General features: G+C 39.2%; 12 protein-coding genes and 1 tRNA gene. 5 read left to right on the top strand and 8 right to left on the bottom strand.

All coding sequences use genetic code 11. The features are described from left to right. The first annotated feature begins 238 nt into the window (after positions 1–238). A complete protein-coding gene (locus BM008_RS08910; protein ID WP_091936173.1) occupies positions 239–730 on the top strand; it encodes a rubrerythrin family protein in 492 nt (163 codons plus the stop codon). Positions 731–780: 50 nt separating this feature from the next. Here the strand turns inward: BM008_RS08910 and BM008_RS08905 are convergent, their stop codons facing one another. Further along, positions 781–1,002 carry a hypothetical protein gene (locus BM008_RS08905; protein ID WP_091936172.1) on the bottom strand — a complete coding sequence of 74 codons (222 nt, stop codon included), beginning with the start codon at positions 1,000–1,002 and terminating at the stop codon, positions 781–783. A gap of 292 nt (positions 1,003–1,294) precedes the next feature. On the opposite strand from BM008_RS08905, the gene BM008_RS08900 reads away from it, so the two are divergent. Then, the gene (locus BM008_RS08900; protein WP_177188031.1) at positions 1,295–2,176 is read left to right on the top strand and encodes a cache domain-containing protein; all 882 of its coding nucleotides are present in this window, start codon (positions 1,295–1,297) and stop codon (positions 2,174–2,176) included. A gap of 47 nt (positions 2,177–2,223) precedes the next feature. On the opposite strand, the gene BM008_RS08895 is transcribed toward BM008_RS08900, so the two are convergent. From BM008_RS08895 to BM008_RS08880, 3 genes are all read right to left on the bottom strand, one after another. Further along, positions 2,224–5,772, bottom strand: coding sequence for a PAS domain-containing hybrid sensor histidine kinase/response regulator (locus BM008_RS08895; RefSeq protein ID WP_091936168.1), 3,549 nt, complete (start codon positions 5,770–5,772; stop codon positions 2,224–2,226). A gap of 382 nt (positions 5,773–6,154) precedes the next feature. Continuing rightward, positions 6,155–12,868, bottom strand: a complete 6,714-nt coding sequence (locus BM008_RS08885; protein ID WP_091936164.1) for a PAS domain S-box protein — start codon at positions 12,866–12,868, stop codon at positions 6,155–6,157. Between the two features lie 83 nt (positions 12,869–12,951). After that, positions 12,952–13,809 carry a GAF domain-containing protein gene (locus BM008_RS08880; RefSeq protein WP_091936162.1) on the bottom strand — a complete coding sequence of 286 codons (858 nt, stop codon included), beginning with the start codon at positions 13,807–13,809 and terminating at the stop codon, positions 12,952–12,954. A 420-nt stretch (positions 13,810–14,229) separates the two neighbouring features. Here BM008_RS08880 and BM008_RS08875 point away from each other — a divergent pair, with 420 nt between their 5' ends. Then, a complete protein-coding gene (locus BM008_RS08875; protein WP_091936161.1) occupies positions 14,230–14,649 on the top strand; it encodes a hypothetical protein in 420 nt (139 codons plus the stop codon). Between the two features lie 37 nt (positions 14,650–14,686). On the opposite strand, the gene BM008_RS08870 is transcribed toward BM008_RS08875, so the two are convergent. Further along, positions 14,687–15,874 carry a hypothetical protein gene (locus tag BM008_RS08870; protein WP_143072326.1) on the bottom strand — a complete coding sequence of 396 codons (1,188 nt, stop codon included), beginning with the start codon at positions 15,872–15,874 and terminating at the stop codon, positions 14,687–14,689. 527 nt (positions 15,875–16,401) lie between these two features. On the opposite strand from BM008_RS08870, the gene BM008_RS08865 reads away from it, so the two are divergent. Beyond that, positions 16,402–16,980, top strand: coding sequence for a hypothetical protein (locus tag BM008_RS08865; RefSeq protein ID WP_091936157.1), 579 nt, complete (start codon positions 16,402–16,404; stop codon positions 16,978–16,980). A 214-nt stretch (positions 16,981–17,194) separates the two neighbouring features. Here the strand turns inward: BM008_RS08865 and BM008_RS08860 are convergent, their stop codons facing one another. Beyond that, positions 17,195–17,848: a hypothetical protein gene (locus tag BM008_RS08860; protein WP_143072325.1), complete on the bottom strand. Its 654-nt coding sequence runs from the start codon at positions 17,846–17,848 to the stop codon at positions 17,195–17,197. A gap of 564 nt (positions 17,849–18,412) precedes the next feature. Between BM008_RS08860 and BM008_RS08855 the strand changes: the two genes are divergently transcribed. Next, on the top strand, positions 18,413–18,661 hold the full coding sequence (locus BM008_RS08855) for a hypothetical protein (protein WP_091936154.1): 249 nt from the start codon (positions 18,413–18,415) through the stop codon (positions 18,659–18,661). Positions 18,662–18,851: 190 nt separating this feature from the next. Here the strand turns inward: BM008_RS08855 and BM008_RS08850 are convergent, their stop codons facing one another. Together BM008_RS08850 and BM008_RS08845 are read right to left on the bottom strand one after the other, a co-directional pair. After that, positions 18,852–19,301, bottom strand: a complete 450-nt coding sequence (locus tag BM008_RS08850; RefSeq protein WP_143072324.1) for a hypothetical protein — start codon at positions 19,299–19,301, stop codon at positions 18,852–18,854. A 344-nt stretch (positions 19,302–19,645) separates the two neighbouring features. After that, positions 19,646–19,717, bottom strand: a tRNA-Thr gene (locus BM008_RS08845). Between the last annotated feature and the right edge of the window lie 20 nt (positions 19,718–19,737).

Raw genomic sequence — 19,737 nt, 5'->3', positions numbered from 1 at the left:
TTATGTTCTGTTAATACTCTCATATTATTTATCACTGATTCAAAAAATAATTTAAAATTATTTCAAATTTTACATAATTCTAATTAATTAACTGTGCATCAGGGCACAGTGGAGCTACGTTCTGTTATTGATCTATCCTTTATGCTTTACCATCCTCTTTCTTTTACTATCAGGCGTTAACGTGATATATTCAGGAACTCGTATGTAGAATTGAAAATCAGATAAAGGAGATATATCTATGAGTTCAAAAGATAACCTTAAAGCAGCATTTACCGGCGAGTCAATGGCGAACAGGACATATCTGGCATTTGCAAAGAAGGCAGATGCAGAAGGCTATCCACAGGTAGCTAAATTATTCAGGGCTGCTGCAGCTGCTGAAACAATTCATGCACACAACCATCTTCAGCGTATGGGCGGTGTAGGAACGACTCTGGAGAATCTGAAAGAAGCCGTCAATGGTGAAACCTACGAATTCGAACAGATGTATCCTAAATTCATCGAAGAGGCAAAAGCAGAAGGTGACAACAAAGCACTCTGGAGCTTCGAAGTTGCAAATGAAGTAGAAAAAGTGCATGCCAGTCTTTTTGAAAAGGCACTGGATGAGCTTGGAAGCAATGAAGAGGTAGATTATTACGTATGCCCTGTCTGTGGTCATACCCACGAAGGTAAGCCTGAGGACAAGTGCCCTGTCTGTGGTGCACCTGCATCCAAGTTTGAAAGGGTCGACTGAGGATCTCTAAATTAAATAAATACTGTTTTGAGATGCCATCTTTGTGGCTCTCAATATCTATTTTTGCTGTCTGGTACTTCTTTAAGGAATGTGGACATGGTTCTTTCTATGAACGCCATCTCATCGATCGAGAAATACATGAAAACATCTTCGCCTGTGCGGCGGTCACATTTCCTGATCTGTATCCATCTGTCAGAATATGCCCTGATACGTGTGTAATGCTCACTGTTGCAGTGCACGTACTCCTTTTCACGTCCTTTGTGCATTTCCATGTGTAATGATAATTTAATGTTATTCTTATATCTATGTTGCATATTTTCAGTAGAACTAAAGAGTCTATAGAGATTCCAGTAGCTCCGTTCTGGATCACTTAGCCTGGTTGGATATGCTGTATTAGTTGCTAATAATATTGATATAGTATAACTGATTAATATTGCAAAATTATTATATTATTGGTATGAAGTGGGCTGGAACATCATGTATTTCAGTTCATGTTATTCTCAGGTGTTAATGATGAAGAGTTCTAAAAAAATAGTATGCATATTTTTACTCACATTCCTTTTATTGAATATTGCCGGTTGTGTCCAGTCGGATGATCAGGATGTCAATGGGATAGATGTTGTTGGACAGAGTGATGAACAGAATACCTCGGTTCTGGAAGATGTGCCTGGCCTATCCTCTCAAAAGGAGGCAACAATGTCCCTTGTGAGCGATGCTGTTGAACTGATCGATACTGAAGGGGAATTTGCATTTGATGAGTTCAGGAAGAATGGAAGCGAATGGTTCAATGACGATTCTTATATATTTGTTTGGCAGACCGATGGGTTGCGTGTGGTCTATCCTCCTGATGTAAGCGGTGAAGGTAAAGATATGTCCGGTCTTGTGGATGTTAATGACAAAGCCATAGGCAGTATCTTTATAGAGACCGCTTTGAGTGAAGCAGGTGGAGGATGGGTGGATTATCAATGGACAAGACCTGGAGAGGATGCACCTTTCCTGAAATATACCTACATTATGAAAGCATCAATAGATGATCAGACATACCTTGTAGGTTCGGGATTCTATGTGGATGATCATGTCTATACCAATTCCCTTGAGAATATAGAATATTTCACACGGTTCGATACAATATCCCTTGGAAATGTCCTTCATCCTGAAATGGTCGACAGGGACCTGGGTATTGATTACAGTATTGCCCATGTGATTCTCAAACCTGGTGCCTCTCTCGAAAGTCATTTGATGAAGAATCCTGAGGCTCATTATGTCCTTGCAGGAGAAGGGATACTCTACATAGAAGACGTACCATTCGAACTCAGTGAAGGCAAACTGGTCCTTGTGCCTGCTAACTCCAGACAGCACACGGAGAATACAGGGGATGTTGATCTTGAATTCCTTGCTATCGACCAACCTGCATGGGCACAGGAGAATGAGGAAATGGTGGACTGATACCTGTCCACATTTTTTTAAGGCGTATGTCTGATAAAAATGATTCTTTATAATTTTTTCAGATCTTCCACAAGCATATCATAGTGCCTGTCAAGTTCTGGCATCATCCCATGTATATCTTCAAGTTCTTCAGCTTTAGATGCAGCTTCTATTCTGGCAACAAGATCTGTCATCGCCATTCCGCCAACACTTGCACATGCACCTTTCACAGTGTGTGCTGAGTTGGCAATTGCCTCTGCCTCTTCTTTTTGCATAGCGCTCTTCAGTGCTTCCAGTTGACGGGGTGCATTCTTCATAAATATGGATATGATACGTCTGGCAAGCATCAGATCCCCCATCACATTTTCCATTAGCAGATCACTGTCAAATATCGTGGGTCCGTTATTTTCCTTTGTAGCGTCCTGTTCTTCCTGCTCATGTGTCGGTTGTATCCACTGGCCCAGTACCTCTATAAGCTTCTGGAGTTTGATGGGCTTTGATATGTATTCATTCATACCCGCCTCCATACATTTCTCCCTGTCACCTTTCATAGCATGTGCTGTCATGGCAATGATGGGTATGCTGTGGTCAAGTACCGCTGAACTTTCATCTCTGATATGCCGGCTGGCCTCTAACCCATCCATCTCCGGCATTTGCACATCCATAAGTACAATATCGTATTTTGTGTCCTCAAGTGCTTTAAGGGCTTCAACGCCGTTATTTGCAATATCTGCATTAAGTCCAAGCTTCTGCAACATTCCCTGTGCGACATGTTGATTCACTACATTATCCTCTACCAGAAGGAGTCTTGCATTGCTATTTTTAAGTGTATTTCTTTCTGTTATACTGGCAAATGACCGCACTCCGGGCCTATCAGCATCTTTACTGAATATTCTGTACAGTTTACTGCAAAGCTCTGATGGTCTGACCGGTTTTGTGACATAGGCCTCAAAGTTGGCTGCTGATCCTGGCTCAGGTTCTTTTCCAAGAGAGCTCAACATGAAAAGTGTGGTGTTCTTCAGTGCTTTATCGGTCCTTATGACCCTTGCAAGTGAATCTCCATCCATGCCTGGCATCTGCATATCAAGAAGTGCTATCTGGAATGGTTCGCCTCTTTCATGTGCCAGGTATAATGCCTGAAGTGCAAGTGGGCCATCCTCTGCCTCATCGACGGTCATATTCCATGATCTTAATAATTTGACAAGGACTTCCCTGTTCGTAGCATTATCATCTACTACAAGAGCATGTTTTCCTTCTATGGTAGGGCATAGCTTGTCCCTGCCTCTTTCTTCTTCATGCTTTTCAAATGTAACATCGAACCAGAAATCAGAACCTTCGCCTTTTTTACTCTCAAATCCTATCTCCCCTCCCATCATCTCAACAAGTTCTTTTGAAATAGCAAGCCCAAGTCCTGTTCCTCCATAGTTCCTTGTCGTTGAAGTATCCACCTGACTGAACTTATTGAAAAGCAGATCTTTCTTTTTGTCAGGTATTCCAATTCCTGTGTCCTTTATTGAGAAATGAAGGGTTGTATCTTTATCTGTTTCGGAGATGATGCTTGCCCGTATAGCAACCTCTCCTTCATGTGTGAATTTTATCGCATTTCCTCCGAGGTTTGTAAGTATCTGCTTCAATTTAGCAGGATCAGCAACAATGTTAGCAGGAACGTCCGGTTCTGCTGTACATATGAGTTCCAGTCCTTTATTATGCGCTTTTACAGACAATAACGATGCCAGCTCCTCTAGAAGCTCATGAATATCTATGTCCTGTATATCAAGTTCCAGTTTCCCTGCCTCGATCTTTGAGATGTCCAGTATGTCATTGATAAGCTCAAGTAACGCTTCACCGCTTTTCTGAACGGTATCAACGTAATGTATTTGTTCTTCGTCGAGTTCAGTATCCATCAGCAGGTTAGTCATGCCGATCACACCATTCATCGGTGTTCTGATCTCATGTGACATGTTCGCAAGGAACTCACTCTTTGCCCGTGTGGCCTCTTCTGCCTGAACAAGAGCTACATCCAGTTCCTGATTCTTCAGTTTCAGCTCATCCGTGTATTCCTGCATTTTTCTTTCTGCTATCTTGAGCTCTGTTATATCTATTCTGGAGATCACGACCCTTCTTGGTAAGGACTCCGTACCTTCGAATGGATGTACCTTGCTTACAAACCATTGTTCTTTCTTTGAATAAGGGCATCTGAATTCCATTTCAAAGATATCCTGTTTACCCTTCATCACATCCTCAATGCCAGTGGCAAATCTAGCTGGAATATCAGTGATGTCAGTTCCTTCATTTTTCAGTGCTTCGATGTAGTTAGTATCTTCTCTGAATTTCTCGAATATATTCGTGTTATCTCTGGCAAAGATCATCCATGAACGGTTTACTTTGATGATAGTACCCTCTTCATCCAGGACGCAGACACTTGCGTCCAGTGAGTCAAGAGTGGACTGGTTCAGATCATTTAGCTCCTTTATGGTCTGTTCTGTATGCCAGTTGGCTGTAATGTCTCTTCCAACACCTACCAGGCCGATGGTCTCACCTGTGGAATTCTTAAGTGGTGCTTTAAGTATGTTCAGGAAGGTCTTTGTCCCGTCAGTATTGGTATACCAGATCTCATCATGTCTGATCCTACCTTCTTTGATCATCTTTTCATCATTCTTTGAGAAAAGGTCTGCATTCTCTCTGGTGAATATCTCATAAGCAGTATGTCCGATTATGTCTTCTCTGCTCTTCCCTGCAAACTCCGAAAATCCGGGGTTACATCCAAGATAGATCCCTTGCATGTCTTTGAAGAAGATCATATCAGGTATGGAGTCAAGAAGACCTTTGAGCAATGATCTTTCCTTCTCAAGCTTTTCTTCTGCAAGTTTACGCTCGGTGATATCACGTACTGCCGCTACACGAACCTCAGTTCCTTCATGAATGACATCGTGGGCTTCTATTTCTATAGGGAAGATAGTCCCATCTTTCTTGATCGCCCTTACTTCATAGGGTTTGAGATCGCCACTTTTCATATGTTGCAGTACACTGGGCAGGTCCTCCGGATAGATGGCCAGTGTGAGGATATTCTTGCCAAGTATCTCTTCCGGATCATATCCGGTCACTCTGCTAACTGCTTTATTGATCTCAAGGGCAATGCCGTTGTTATGTATTATTATCCCTTCAAAAGTAGTATCAGCAAGCAGACGGTATTTTATCTGGCTTCTGATCAGATCTTCTTCCATTCTTTTGCGGTCTGTTATATCATTAACAATAGAACAGAGTAATTTCCGGTCTTTTACGACCACAGGGATCGTATATACCTCAACATCGCGTTCTTCTCCCGTTGAAAGTCGGTGTTTGAAAAAGAAGTGATTCTTTAGTTCCTGATCGGCATATTGTATCTCACTCATCAGTTCAGCTTCGGACATTGTATTGATTTCAAATATTCTCTTCTTTGTCATCTCGTCCAGAGGCCAGCCATAAAAGTTGCAGGCTGCACTGTTAGCATCAAGTATGTTTGCTTTGACGGGATCAAAAAGTAACATAACAGTATGATTATTATCGAACAATGATCTGTACCCTTCCCTGCTGTTCTGCAGGGGATCATCTGTTTCCATGATAACATTGCTATTCATTTTACTCCCGCCATGTTAGATGGTCAACAGGCTAAGAATGCTCTGGTAACCCTTTTCAGGGTGTATTGACCACTTCTATTATTTCCTATCCCAATATCCATATTTCCAACAGATACTGATTTTCCTCTTTCAAGTAGGGTGTCATGAACGATCTGCTTTATCAGAGGTTGATCTGCTTCTAATAAAATATGCTTGCAAATATTATTATTAGTATTATTATATAAAATCATTCATTATGTCCGATGATAGTGGCATATGCTCTGCTTTTTGTGTAGGTGACAACTGCCATTTACTTTCGTATCAAGGGAATGAACAGTAGGTATAATAGAACCCGATAGCTTAAGACGAACTTAAGGATCGTTAATTATCGCCTTTCTGTCGATCATATCCTGGCAAGTTCTTCTGTTAATAATTCATAATGAGTATTCAGTTTCTCCACCATATCCTGGATGCTATCCATATCATCTGTCATGGCCCCGTTCTCTATTTCCGCGGCGATGTTGCTTAGTGCCATTCCTCCAACGCTTGCAGATGATCCTTTAAGGGAGTGTGAATGTTTGATGATCTCTTCTTTGTCCTTTCTGATAATAGCTTTTTTAAGTTCCTCTATTTGATCAGGTGTATTTTTATTAAAGATCTCAATGACCTTTCTGGCCATATTGGTGTCATGCATAATATTACCCATAAAGTACTGCTTGTCAAATATGAGGTGTTTATCATTTTCGTCCGGCTCATTGTCTGGGTGATGTTCTTTCATTTCGGAAGGTTTCAGCCATTTGACCAGCTTTTCAGAAAGTGTGTTAATGGATATTGGTTTTGATATGTAGTCGCTCATGCCCGCTTCCAGACATTTTTCCATGTCTCCTTTCATTGCATGTGCCGTCATCGCAATTATTGGTATGGCATGATCATGCACCGATGATTGCCTGTTGCGTATGTGGCGGCATGCTTCCAGGCCATCCATCTCGGGCATCTGTATGTCCATCAGTACAATATCATAGTCTATTGTTTCAAGGGCATCTATTGCTTCCAGGCCGTTGTTCACAACATCTGCCACTATCCCTATTTTCTGTAGCATGCCCTGTGCAACATGCTGGTTGACAATGTTGTCCTCTACAAGCAGTACTCTTGCTTTGTTCCCATGCAGATCACTGGACACTGAAGCAGTCCCAATGCTTTCCTTTATGTTATTTTTATCATCACCGGATACGATGGCGGTTAGTTCTGCCAATAGTTCTGAATTCTTGATCGGCTTAGCAAGGCATGCCTTAAAGTTAGCTTTGTTCTGTTTCCAGTTGTCAGGCATATGCTCTGCAGAGCTCAACAGTACCAGTTCTATACCTCTAAGATCCTGGTCCGATCTTATGATACGTCCCAGCAACATTCCATCCATTCCCGGCATTTGCATATCCAGCAGAGCTATCTGGAAAGGATTGCCATCTTCATGTGCCTTGAAAAGTCTCTGAATAGCAGATGAACCATCTGCTTTTTCTTCAACTATCATTTTCCATGACCTGAGCATTCTAACAATGACCTCGCGGTTCGTTGCATTATCATCCACTACAAGTACACGTATGCCTTCCAGGTTAGCATGGTGTTTGTCTATGCTTTTCCCTCTGGAATGTTTTTCAAAGCTAGCTCTGAACCAGAACTCCGATCCTTTTCCCTCTTCACTGGTAAAACCGATCTCACCATTCATCAGGTCTACAAGCTGTTTGGAAATTGCCAGCCCAAGTCCTGTACCTCCGTAATGGCGTGTTGTTGAAGTGTCTACCTGATTGAATTTCTGGAAAAGAATATCCTTTTTACTTTCGGGTATTCCAATGCCTGTATCTTTGACCGAAAAAAGCAATGTCACTTTTTTGTCGGTCTCTGACTCCATCCTGACGTTTATTGTGACCTCTCCTTCCCTGGTGAACTTTATAGCGTTCCCTGAAAGGTTGATAAGGATCTGCTTCAGGCGTATCGGATCGGCCCTGATATTTACAGGAACATCCGGGTCAGCTGCACATATAAGTTCCAGATCCTTATCGTACGCCTTAACAGACAGTAAGGATGACAGATCGTCCAGAACATCATTCAGGTCAATGTCGATCTCATCAAGTTCCAGCTTTCCTGCCTCTATCTTGGAAATATCAAGTATGTCGTTGATAATTTCCAGCAATGAATAACTACTGTTTCTGATAGTGCCTGCATAGCGTTCCTGCTCATCCGTCAATCCTGTTGTCAGGAGGAGTTCGGTCATTCCGATCACACCGTTCATTGGAGTGCGTATCTCATGGGACATATTTGCCAGGAAGTCGCTTTTTGCTCTTGTGGCCTCTTCTGCTCTGTTAAGGGCTATATCAAGCTCCTTATTCTTTATTTCCAGTTCATAAGCATAATCGCGCAGTTTTTCTTCTGCTGCTTTTCGTACAGTAATATCCCTGGCCACAGCGTAGATAAGATCCCCTATAGGTACAGAACGCCATTCGATCCATCTGTATGATCCATCTTTTGTACGATATCTATTTACATAGTTTCTGATGGTCCTTTTTTTGGACATGTCCGTGAGTTTCTCGAATGTAGCTCCTTTATCGTCCGGATGAACATGATCCATAAAATACTGGCCTTCCAGTTCGCTTATCGGATATCCGAGCACATTCTCCCATTCAGGATTAAGACGAATGAATTTGCCATCGGCACTGGTGATACACAGAAGGTCCAGACTTGATGTGAAATACCGCTCAAGCTCCTCTGTCTTTTCAAGAAGGGCTTTCTCTACATTCTTTTTCTCTGTAATGTCCTGTAGTGTGCCTGTTATTTTTACAACCTTTCCATCTACGATTATTGGATAACCGCTTGTACTGACCCACCTGTGATTCCCTTTGGCCGTAATGAATTCCAGCTCAAGTTCATACGGCTTGGCTTTTTCAATGGCATCATTTATAGCTTTTTCAATTATCTCCCTTGATCCCGAAGGATAATATGATAGTCCCATCTCAACATTTGCTGTTTCGGTCTCATCCAATTCATGTATCTTTGCAACTTCAGTTGTCCATGTAGGTTTCCCGGATACCAGGTCAAGTTCCCATCCTCCTATCTTCGCGAGATTTCCCATTTTATTGAGGAGGGCTTCACTTTTCTGTAGTTTTTCCTGGGCTTCTTTCTGTTTCGTGATATCCTCTGCAAAGATTATAAGGCCACCAATACCACCATCGACCGTTTTCCATGGGCGGAGTTCCCAGCGAAGCCATTGTACACTGCCATCATCTTTCATCAGGTAGTCTTCATCACTGCTGAACACTTCTCCTTCAAGGGCCCGGCGGTGCAGATCTTTCCATTCTTCTTTTACATATGGCATTGCCTCATAATGGTTCATTCCTATGATGCTCATGTCAAGGGAGAAGTCGTCAAGCCATCGCTGACTCACAGCTATATGTCGCATATCATGGTCCAGCATTGTCAAAGCTGCCGGTGCGTGTTCAATGAACAATCTCAGCTTTTCCTCGTTCTCGAACAGTTTTTCTTCCGATCTCTTTTGCTCCGTGATATCCCTGAACTCCGCGACCCTTACCTTTTTTCCTTTATAGGGAATGCTCTTTGCATGTAGCTGTAGGTAATACTCGCTACCGTCTTTGCGGAGTCCCATCACTTCATATGGCTCTTCGTAACCATTTTGGATATTTTCAGTTACAATGTCCCGATAAGCCTCTGCAATTAGCGAAGAACCTTCCATTCCGATAATTTCTTCATATGAATAGCCGGTTATCTCGGACAGGCCGTAATTACAATCAATGATCTGTGTGTTGTCATGAATGAGGATACCACCAAAGGAAGCATTATGCAGGACCTTGAATCTTTCTTCACTTTCCTTTAGTTCCTTTTCAGCTTCTTTACGCTCTGTGATATCCCTTATCGCTGCAACACGGATCTTCCTTCCTCTATATGTTATGTTATATGACTCGATCTCTATAGGAAATACAGATCCATCTTTTCTGATACATCGGACCTCATAGGGTTTTGCACGCTCATTTTGCATCTGCCGGAGAACAATTTTCTGGTCATCAGGGTGGATGACCATTTTTAGTATGTTCTTTCCAAGTATCTCCTCTTTCGTGTATCCTGTAGCGCGGGTCACTGCTTCATTTGCATCGAGGATCACGCCGTTCTCGTGGAATATTATGCCTTCAACTGTGGCATCGGCAAGCATCTGGTATTTTCCCCTGCTCTCTGCAAGTTCCTGTTCCATTGCCTTGCGCTCTGTGATGTCCTGCAGTATGCCTGTTATTTTCACGACCTTTCCGTCAATGACCTTCGGGATACCACTTGTTCTTACCCATTTATGATTGCCTCTGGATGTTATGAATTCCAGTTCAACATCATAGGGTTCGGCCTTTTCTATAGCCTCATTGAGTACCTTTTCAGCAATTTTCCTTGAGCCCGGAAGATAATGTTCAAGTCCTATCTCCAATTCTTCAGGTTCTTCTGAGTCCAGTTCATGGATCCTTGCAACTTCTGATGTCCATGTGATCTCGCCGGATATTGTATCAAGTTCCCATCCGCCTATCTTTGCGATCTCTCCCACTTTGGTAAGAAGTAACTCGCTCTCACGAAGTTTGTCTTGTGATAGTTTACGCTCTGTGATATCTTCTGAGAAAATTAAGATACCACCAATGGTGCCATTGGCCATTTTCCATGGTCGTACTTCCCAGCGCAACCACTGTATGGTTCCGTCCATGCGTTCGAAACGGTCTTCTTCACTACGAACAACCTCCCCTTTCATAGCCCGCTTATGTACCGATCTCCATTCATCACCTACCTCCGGGAATATTTCGTAATGTGATCGGCCAATAATGTCCTGAACATCCAGGGAAAAATCATCAATCCAACGGAGGCTTGCAGATATGTATCTCATATCCCTGTCGAACATCGCCAGAGAAGCCGGTGCATGCTCTATGAACATCTTCAGCTTTGCCTCACTTTCATGTAGGGAGGTTAACAGTTCATCCCTTTCCTTAAGCGTCCTTGCAAGTTTGATATTACTATAGCTCTGTGATGTCATAATATCGGTCAGGCGCATATAGAATTCCATAGTCTCTTTGACAGTTTCCTGACTCCAGCGTGGCGCTTTCTCAAGTGCTTCCAGATATTCCTTTTCATTGAACCCATATTCTTTTGCCTGGGTCCTGAAAGTATCGTATGGTATCTCCTCGTCTTCCAGGAAGAACTGACCTAGATAGAGGTTACCCATATGTATGCCACCTACTACTATGGGTGTCACCATGTCCCACATATTGTTCTTGCATTTGTAAGCCTTGTATGTGCCATGTGCTACATCGCGGCTCAATTCCAGATCACTTTCAACGCAGTGTTTACAGCTATCAGTATTCTTCCGATGGAAGTTCATACATATGTCCTGCCAGCCAGTAGCGATCAGAACATTACCTTTAAGGTCAAGTATGCCAACAGGGATGCTGGTCAACCGGTAAAAATTATGCATAAGGGGTTCCAGTGCATCTTTGTCAATAATGTCGCCAAGTTCCAGTTCTCCGATATCTCCTTCTGGATCGACAATGGCATTCAACTTACGTCTGACACGACTTTCACTTTCCCGCAGTTTTTCTTCAGCATTCTTAAGTTCAGTGATATCCTGCAATGTGCCTGTTAATTTTACAACCTTATGATCTTCAATTAAAGGTTTTCCAATTCCCTTGACCCATTTATGTTCTCCCTTTGCTGTGATCATTTCCAGCTCAAGTTCATAAGGTTCAGCTTTTTCCACAGCATCTTTGAGAGCATTTTGCAACATCTCTTTTGATTCCGGGAGGAAAAGCTTCAGGCTTTCTGACGGGTCTGAGATATCTTCTTTTCCCTGGATCCTTGCAACTTCATCTGTCCATGTGACCTTATTGGTGCCAACATCAAGTTCCCATCCACCGATCTGGCCGAGCCTGCTGACCTCAGTCAGGAGAGCTTCATTCTTCTGAAGCTTTTCTTCAGCTTTTTTGTGCTGTGTTATGTCCTGAAGTGTACCTGTTATCTTTGTGACCTTATTATCTTGAATTATCGGGTTTCCAATTGCTCTGACCCACTTTTTGATGCCTTTTGCTGATATAAGTTCCAGTTCATGGTCAAAAGGTTCATGTTTCCTGACCGTGTTATCAATTGCTTGTTCGAGTATTTTTCTAGATCCGGATGTATAGCGGTCTAAGCCTTTCTGAAGATCGACCTTTCCATGATCATCAGTGATATTATGGATCTCCTCAGTTAGTATGGCCTCACCTGATGCCAGATCTAGTTCCCACCCACCAATTTTAGCAATCCTTCCAACCTCTTCCAGGTGGGCTTCATTCTCACGTAATTTTTCTTCAGCTTTTTTACGCTGCGTTATATCTCTTGCTGCAGCTACCCGTACCTTCCCACCTTTATATGTAAAGGTGTGAGATTCGATCTCTGCAGGAAATACTGTTCCATCCTTCCTGATGACCCGGATCTCATAGGGTTTTGCAGTTTCTTTTTTCATCTGTTCACGAATGTGATCAATATCATCAGGGTGTGCCAGTACCTCAAGAATATCCTTTCCCAGAAGATCCTCTTTTGTGTATCCTGTCATACGGCATACAGCTTCATTGACCTCAAGGATGATCCCATTATCATGGATAGTGATCCCTTCGAATGTCAGGTCTGAGAGCATCTGATATTTTTCCTGGCTTTCCTTGAGGTCTTGCTCCATGACCTTGAAATCGGTGATATTTCTGGCAACTCCCTCAATCGTTGCCAGCTCACCTCTTTCATTGTAAAAATGTAGATTCCTCTGCTCTATCCAGGTTATCTCTCCATTTTTCTTTATTATGCGATAGGAGATAGTAGTTCGTTCATCTTTTCTTCCCATGATCTTCCGGGCTAGTTTTCGGTCATCAGGATGTATGATCTTAGATGTTAGCTCTGGATCTTTATAGAATTCTTCAGCAGAGTAGCCTGAAATATCAACAATAGAAGGGCTGATGTATACAATTTTCTTTTCCGGTATGTATTCAATAAGGTATAATACATCTTCAGCATTCTCCACCAGTTCCCTAAACCGTATCTCGCTTTCCCTGAGCTTTTTTTCCATTTCGATACGCTCTGTTATATCCCGGAATACGGCGGCAACGATATTCGTATCGATCCTGTATACATTGATATTGTAGTATCTCCCTAGATCCTCTGAATATATTTCAACACTGACGGGGTCCCGGAAAGTGCTACATTCCGGTGCAGGTCAAGAATAGTGTTCTCTCTTTTTTCAATGCCGGGATAAACTTCAGTTACACGCTTTCCTATTACATCTTCTTCTTTGAACCCTGTAAGAGCTTCAAATTCATCATTTACTTCCAGAAACACATAGTCCGTAGGGTATCCATTTTCATCCGTGAGCATTTCAGTTATCACTACGCCGCTCATACTGTTCTCAAAAAGACCACGGTATTTCTTTTCACTCTCTCTTAGAGCTTCTTCTGAGCCGATCAGTCCAATAGCGTTCCATACAGAATCCATCAGAAGGGTCAGCTGCAATGCATCGCTTTCGTTATAATCTGATCCTTTATTGCCAACCCCTACTACAGCAACGATCTTTTCTTTCCTGATGATCGGTATGCTTAAAAAACGCTCAAGTTCTACGTGTCCCTCTGGATATCCTTTAAGTAAGGGGTCCCGGGTTTTAAAATCATTTACTATTATGGCTTTGCGTTGCCTTACAGGCTCTCCCCAGACGCCTGTATTCTCAAGGTCGTAAACTGATTCTGCAACAGAGATATTACAATATTCTGTTGCTTTTTTGGACCATGAGTTGATTGTGAATTGCTTTGTTTTTTCGTTGTAGTGGAATATGTAACCTACTTTACTTCCAGTGAAGTCTATTGCTTTTTCAAGTGCAAAATCAAGTGCTTCAGGAATTGAACTATGTCTGGTTTGAAGGATCTCTACAAGGCTTTTTAATCTGCTCTCTTCCATTAGCAATTCATTTTCTGCTTTTTTCAGGTTACTGCCTGTCCGTCCTTCCCCATCTTTATCCATGTTTTTCCTGCTTTCCGTATGCTTGTTCGATAATGTGCGGATATCAAGGTTGTGACCTTTCCAGGACACTGGATCGGTGTGAATTGCAAGCTTCTTTTATCCCTGCTTCAGTCACACGTATGTGTGTTTGCAATTATCTGCAATTTGTTCAATTATTGAACATTTGGTGTCTGTATGTAGACTGAATCGTATTCATCCCACTGAAATACGATAACTAATTTAATGTTCTTTTTTTATAATATATCTACTTATTGTTTGATGGCGCATGATGTCTATTTTTCTTACTACTCTCTTCATCTATTTTATACAAAATATAATTTTATTCATGTATTGTATGTGAATTCATGGCTGCTATTGCCTTTAATTCACGATGTTGTCTGTGCAAAATATGCTATAGTATCATGATGTTATGGCAGTTGCTTGCAGGAACAAACAGAGACACCTGAACGTTCCCTCTGGCGTTATATCAATTACTGGAAATCTGAAGGCATCCTCGACACAGCCAGAGAACACTGCACAAAGGTGTTCTTCAAAACTAAACGCTTATGGGAAAATACAAAAGAGCCTCTAATTTATTTCTATTCAGCCTTCAACATAGGCTTTAAAAAGATATTCGGTCAGGTCTTTGTAGATTCTGGAGTAATCCGACCATACAAAGAGCGTAAAAAGAATCTAAAACCTGTTAAGCCTCGTCATAAATCTACTCTTGAACCTGTTGTTGTCGATACATACAGGCAGGCAAAGCAATTATCAAAAGAGTTCAAAGAACTTGGTATTTCTCGCGGTATTGTAGTTAGATCTAATCACAACACAATGAGGTATAGCAGAGTTATTAGTTAATTTGGAGATTGTGAATAATTAGGATGTAGAATTTTTTTCAAATATACATGTAATCATAGTTGTAGTTTAGGTGGCTATTAAGAATGTCACCTACTTTTCTACATGGAGCAAACTGTCCATTGGCTAAGCAAGATTCATAAATTATTTGTATTGCAGCAACAGTAATAGTAATTTCTTTCATCGAATTGTTGCTTTTTGAACCAGCTAAAGTTGATAATATTTTTTCTAAAGATTCTACTGAATGGATTACCTCATATTCTAAATTTTTGTTTGAGCATGCAACTCCAATTTTCATAATCTGTTTCATTGGATTAAAATGAGAGATAGCAAATCCTTTTTCTACAAAACTAATATATGTGGTTGTTAGTGATTCAATTGAATCAAAAATGACATCGTTTTCATTATTATTTATTGCAATTATTCCAATCTTCTCTATTTGTTCATAGTATGAAAGTAGAAAATGGAAGTTATCTGAATATAATATATGATTTTTTTCAAATAAATCAAAATACATTTCTTCAACTTTTAGTTGAAGCTGGCTTATTCCAAATGAAGCTGTAGCATAGTCATTATTTTTAATTGAAGCAATTATTATATCATAAATAGGTAAAAATGGTGCAAGTGATTTTAAATTTCTTGTGAAAGGATTAATTCCAGTAGATGAAGGAAAATCATTTGAACTTATTTTGTCAAGCAGTATTTTAATTGGAGTTGATGGTTTCAACAATTCAATAGTATTCCATGTATAAGGCAACAATAAGCTGAAAGAAACTATCCCTAAAGAAATTGAAAATACAATCCGTGATTCCATATTAGGAAAAATAATTGAAACTAAACTTAGTTCACTAGAAGGTTGTATTTGTTTAAGAACCCAAGTTTGATAAAAAATACTAACGATGTAAAATACAGAGAGTATCCAAAAGTCAGGAGATTTCTTAAAAACTTCCATTAATCGAATAGAGTAGGAAGAAGATATTTGTTGTATTGCAATCAGTGTCAATGATAAAACAATGGCTAAAGTGGCTGCTTCTCCTTGAAGTAAAGCACTTATCACATATCTTGCACTATCTTCATTAGTAGTATTATGCCCAAAAGTGGCAAAAATAAACATACTAAATAGAAAGATGATGCCAATAAATAGGATATAAAATGAGATTCTATCACTGAGAAACATACGATAATATTTTTTGTCTCGATATTTCCAAAGAAGCAAGATAAAAGTCATACCAACTAAAATGTAAATTATAGATAAATATCGATTTTCAGTAAACATAAACCATATTAAACAAACTATTAACAGTAGATTCGCTAAAAAAAATATGTTCGCGATTAAGGGATTTTTGACAAGATACTTCACAAAATTGCGGTACATATTACAGTGTAATATATTTATATAATACTTAAAATCACCTATTATTTCCACTGGAGTATTGCTTATTTGTGGTACTGTAAAAACAGTGTTTTTTTTCTCCCAATAATCCCTAGCTATCTTTTTTACAAAACAGTATTTCTATTAAAAAATTAAACCTACCCAGCGTTTACGCCGCTTCGCGGCTCCCATGGCTTTTTTCACCTGTTCCCTTAGGTACACGATTAAGGCGTGTGTGCCACGGGTGACACTCAATATGATTTAACAGGCAATTTTTCAAAAATATCTTTACTATTTATTTTCAAATGAAATGAAGGTAGATGTTGTCAAATACATTAATTGACAGAGAAAACTAATTATACAATTTGAAAAAATCATGATATATGATTGATATTCGCAGATTATTAAAAAATTCTTTTTACATTTATTCCCTAGGTATGGTGGGATTCTTATTATTATTAGGTTTTTTAGTTCTCGCTTATATTTTAGCAATATATATTGCAAAAACAGTCACAATTAATCAGTATACATTAGGTTTGTTAAATTCTTCTTTTACTTTGATTCTTGTTGTAGTAACTGCAATTTATGTATTCTTTACATACGGCATCCTTAACCAAACTACAAAATCAGAAAAAAGGTCATTTATCGAAAAAAGACTGCAAAAACTTTACTATCCTTTGCTTCGTGTTACATCATTTAGTGAAAATGATGTAAGTGGAGAACATATTCTCATAGATGATTCATTTTCTACTAACGACAAAAAGCATAATATCTATGAACTTGAAACATATTTATATCTTGCAAGAAATGAAAGCAGTAAGGAAATATCTAGTTTTTTAGATCAGTTATGTGATGAAGACTCGTTTCTTGTATCCTTAAATGAGGTCAAGAATTTAAGAAGCCTATTAATTAAAGATATAGATTATTATAAGAAAGAGCTTGAAGCTCTTGTTGATAATTAATTGTTTGTTATTCTTTTATAGTTAACGAAGATGGATTATTCTCACCTATAGAAGCAATCCCTTATCTTAGCTAACGAGTCTGTGAGGCGGCACCTGAGTGGTAGCGAGGCCAGAGGGGGTTGCCCCTCTGGCCTTGTATAGCGTTCCCATGAGGTGTAAATAACGCTACAAAATCTTAGTAATAAATCTTACTCAAAAAACGGAATAATAATTCTTAAAGTCGGCTTCGATCATGGTTTTTAGCCATTATTAGATTTTTATCAAGAAAAATCGCGATATAGAAACCTGCAAATCCTAGCAAAAGGGAAATTAAAATCAGAAAAGTATGAAATAATAAGAAATAATCATTCATCTTACATATATATGATAATGGAAATGCAATTAGAATTAGCAAAACTGATGTCCATAAAAAGTGTTCGCTAGCTTTATATTTTTTTGATTTTTTATCCTCACAGTTTTTGAGATTAGACCATGTCATTACATACAGTGCTGAAGTAAAAATACTAGCTGCAAGCGTTTTCTTAAAATAATCGTCACTTGAAATAATAATTGAATAGACATTTGTAAATGAAGCATACAGTAAGATAATACCTACTACTACCAAAGAAACTGACCAATAGAAGAATGGATAATCTTTTGTAATGTTGTATGCATGCAACCCCAAGTATGCGAAAAAAAATGCAATGCTTGCAATCAGTGTATATTGTTGTCCAGTTGATTCTTTTCCTAAAAAAGTAGCTATCACCAAGGATGCAGTAATGAAAAATGCAATTGGTTGAGATTCACGAAGGCTTTTTTGAAATTGTTCATAGTGGTCGTTATGATTCAATAAAACATCCTTTAATTTTTGAATCTCATCAGAAAACATAGTATCAAAAAGACATACTCTCATAATAATTTATTGATTTTATTATCCTTTCTAAGAGAGGTTTATCAAATAATTAAATTCAGTAAGGAAGAGTTCGATGAATCCTACAGTATGCGCAGCATATTCCTAAATAGCCCATCACCTAAAATCCTGTAACAAAAGCAAGACTGGAACGAAGGGGAGCCGGCAAACTCTGCTCCCCGAGAGTGGAAGTCTGCGCAGGACTGCAAGTCCTGCAAACTGTAGTGTATTTTGCAAGTAACCAAATACCCTGCGTGAATGCAACCAAAGGGCGCATTGACGCACCAACCTTTTTAAAAGGGCAGATTTACAAAGTAATTCTGTCCGTCAAATATCAAACTCCCCCTCTAAAAATGATGTGACGAACACTGCGGGGAGCTAGTGAGGAACATCATTTCCTCACTAAAAACAGGTTGAATTTGGTACTAGATTTATCTCTGCGCAAAAACAGTACTGTTTTCATTTTACTAATGCGCCCTCTTTTTAGTGAAATTATCAAGGTTCTTGTATTTATATTTCAATTTCTAATTGAGGTTTTAAAGAATGTCAGATGAATATAATGAATATGGAATTAGACAGATAGGTGAAAAGATACACCTGGCAAACACAGCAGTTACAATCTCAGAAAAGAAGAAAGATGATGGTTCAACTGTGAAATGGCTCCAGTTCTCCAAGTTCAACAAGAAAATGAACAAATGGGAGAATTTCACTCTCTTTGGCTCTGATTTGGAAGTGCTGAGTGTTAAGCTGCCTTCTATACTTGAATATCTGAAAGATGGAAGTTCCTGCTAATTTCCATTTCTCCTTTTTTGAAGTATTCCTCAATTTATCTAAGGATATTTTTCAACTCCCAGTTCTGATTATGATTTTCTTGTTTAATCATTTGGAGTGTATTCAATACCATATTTTCTAAATTCAAATATGATACCAGTTTGAATTATACCTAAAAGCAAATCAATTCCGGTATTCATTATGTTCCATGCTACTTTATTAGTATATTCTCAACACGACTAATGAAACCTAGTAAAACTCCTATAATTACGAATATAACTGAGTTCTGTTTCAGAAATATATATATATTATTTAAATTTTGATTGGAAAAATAATACGTCTCTGGAATTAAATAAGAGACTATAATTCCTACAAAAATCATAGAAACAAAATAGAGCTCAATTCCGTTAACTATTCCTTCATTATATTGGCAGGAAAAATCAATTATGTTTTTCTGTACTAATATTTTAAATCCTAGTACGAGGAGATGCAAAATAACAAACATAAATAATGCAGTTGAACCTAATTCCAAACCAATAAGGAAAGGAGCACCGAAAAGCGCAGGGATGCTTATTGAAAGGACTAATAAAAGTAGCATAAGAATAAGGGCGACAATTGAATTCTCCCTAGATTTTTTTGTTTTTGCAGATGATTTAGACATATAGCACACGATCGGTCACATTCTATAAAATAATATCGATTTAATAATAATTAATTGGTGAAGATGATTTTGTGTTAGATTAAAGAGCCTTGGGTAGGAATTGTACCTGTGCACTTCTTCATAAAATTGATGGTAATATCTTTGCAATGTATTGCGCTGAAATAAAATTGATAGTGTTTGCCAGAGCATTCATATAATTTATCTATACTATAAGCCCTCTTAGTCTTGATTTTTAACCATCGGGTGATTACAACCCAATACTAAAAAATAAATTAATTTGATTATAATAATTAGCTTTTCTTTTAGAATATAAAGTACACAGGGCTTTTAACCCCGTGATTTCAAGCCCCTGGAGAGATTCGAACCCTCGGCCTGCTGATTACGAATCAGCCGCTATACCGCTAAGCCACAGAGGCAAATGTGAACGACACTATAA

It is taken from the genome of Methanolobus profundi (assembly GCF_900114835.1).
In the GTDB taxonomy this organism is placed as follows: Archaea; Halobacteriota; Methanosarcinia; order Methanosarcinales; family Methanosarcinaceae; genus Methanolobus; species Methanolobus profundi.
The sequence above is the reverse complement of the archived record's forward strand: the minus strand, read 5'-3'. Positions and strand labels throughout refer to the sequence as shown.

Excerpts from the sequence above, each read along its gene's own strand:
- BM008_RS08865 (WP_091936157.1), top strand. The coding sequence starts at position 16,402 with ATGATTGATATTCGCAGATTATTAAAAAATTCTTTTTACATTTATTCC.
- BM008_RS08855 (WP_091936154.1), top strand. The coding sequence starts at position 18,413 with ATGTCAGATGAATATAATGAATATGGAATTAGACAGATAGGTGAAAAG.
- BM008_RS08880 (WP_091936162.1), bottom strand. The coding sequence starts at position 13,809 with ATGGATAAAGATGGGGAAGGACGGACAGGCAGTAACCTGAAAAAAGCA.
- BM008_RS08870 (WP_143072326.1), bottom strand. The coding sequence starts at position 15,874 with ATGACTTTTATCTTGCTTCTTTGGAAATATCGAGACAAAAAATATTAT.
- BM008_RS08910 (WP_091936173.1), top strand. The coding sequence starts at position 239 with ATGAGTTCAAAAGATAACCTTAAAGCAGCATTTACCGGCGAGTCAATG.
- BM008_RS08850 (WP_143072324.1), bottom strand. The coding sequence starts at position 19,301 with ATGTCTAAATCATCTGCAAAAACAAAAAAATCTAGGGAGAATTCAATT.
- BM008_RS08895 (WP_091936168.1), bottom strand. The coding sequence starts at position 5,772 with ATGAATAGCAATGTTATCATGGAAACAGATGATCCCCTGCAGAACAGC.
- BM008_RS08905 (WP_091936172.1), bottom strand. The coding sequence starts at position 1,002 with ATGGAAATGCACAAAGGACGTGAAAAGGAGTACGTGCACTGCAACAGT.
- BM008_RS08885 (WP_091936164.1), bottom strand. The coding sequence starts at position 12,868 with ATGGAAAAAAAGCTCAGGGAAAGCGAGATACGGTTTAGGGAACTGGTG.
- BM008_RS08860 (WP_143072325.1), bottom strand. The coding sequence starts at position 17,848 with ATGTTTTCTGATGAGATTCAAAAATTAAAGGATGTTTTATTGAATCAT.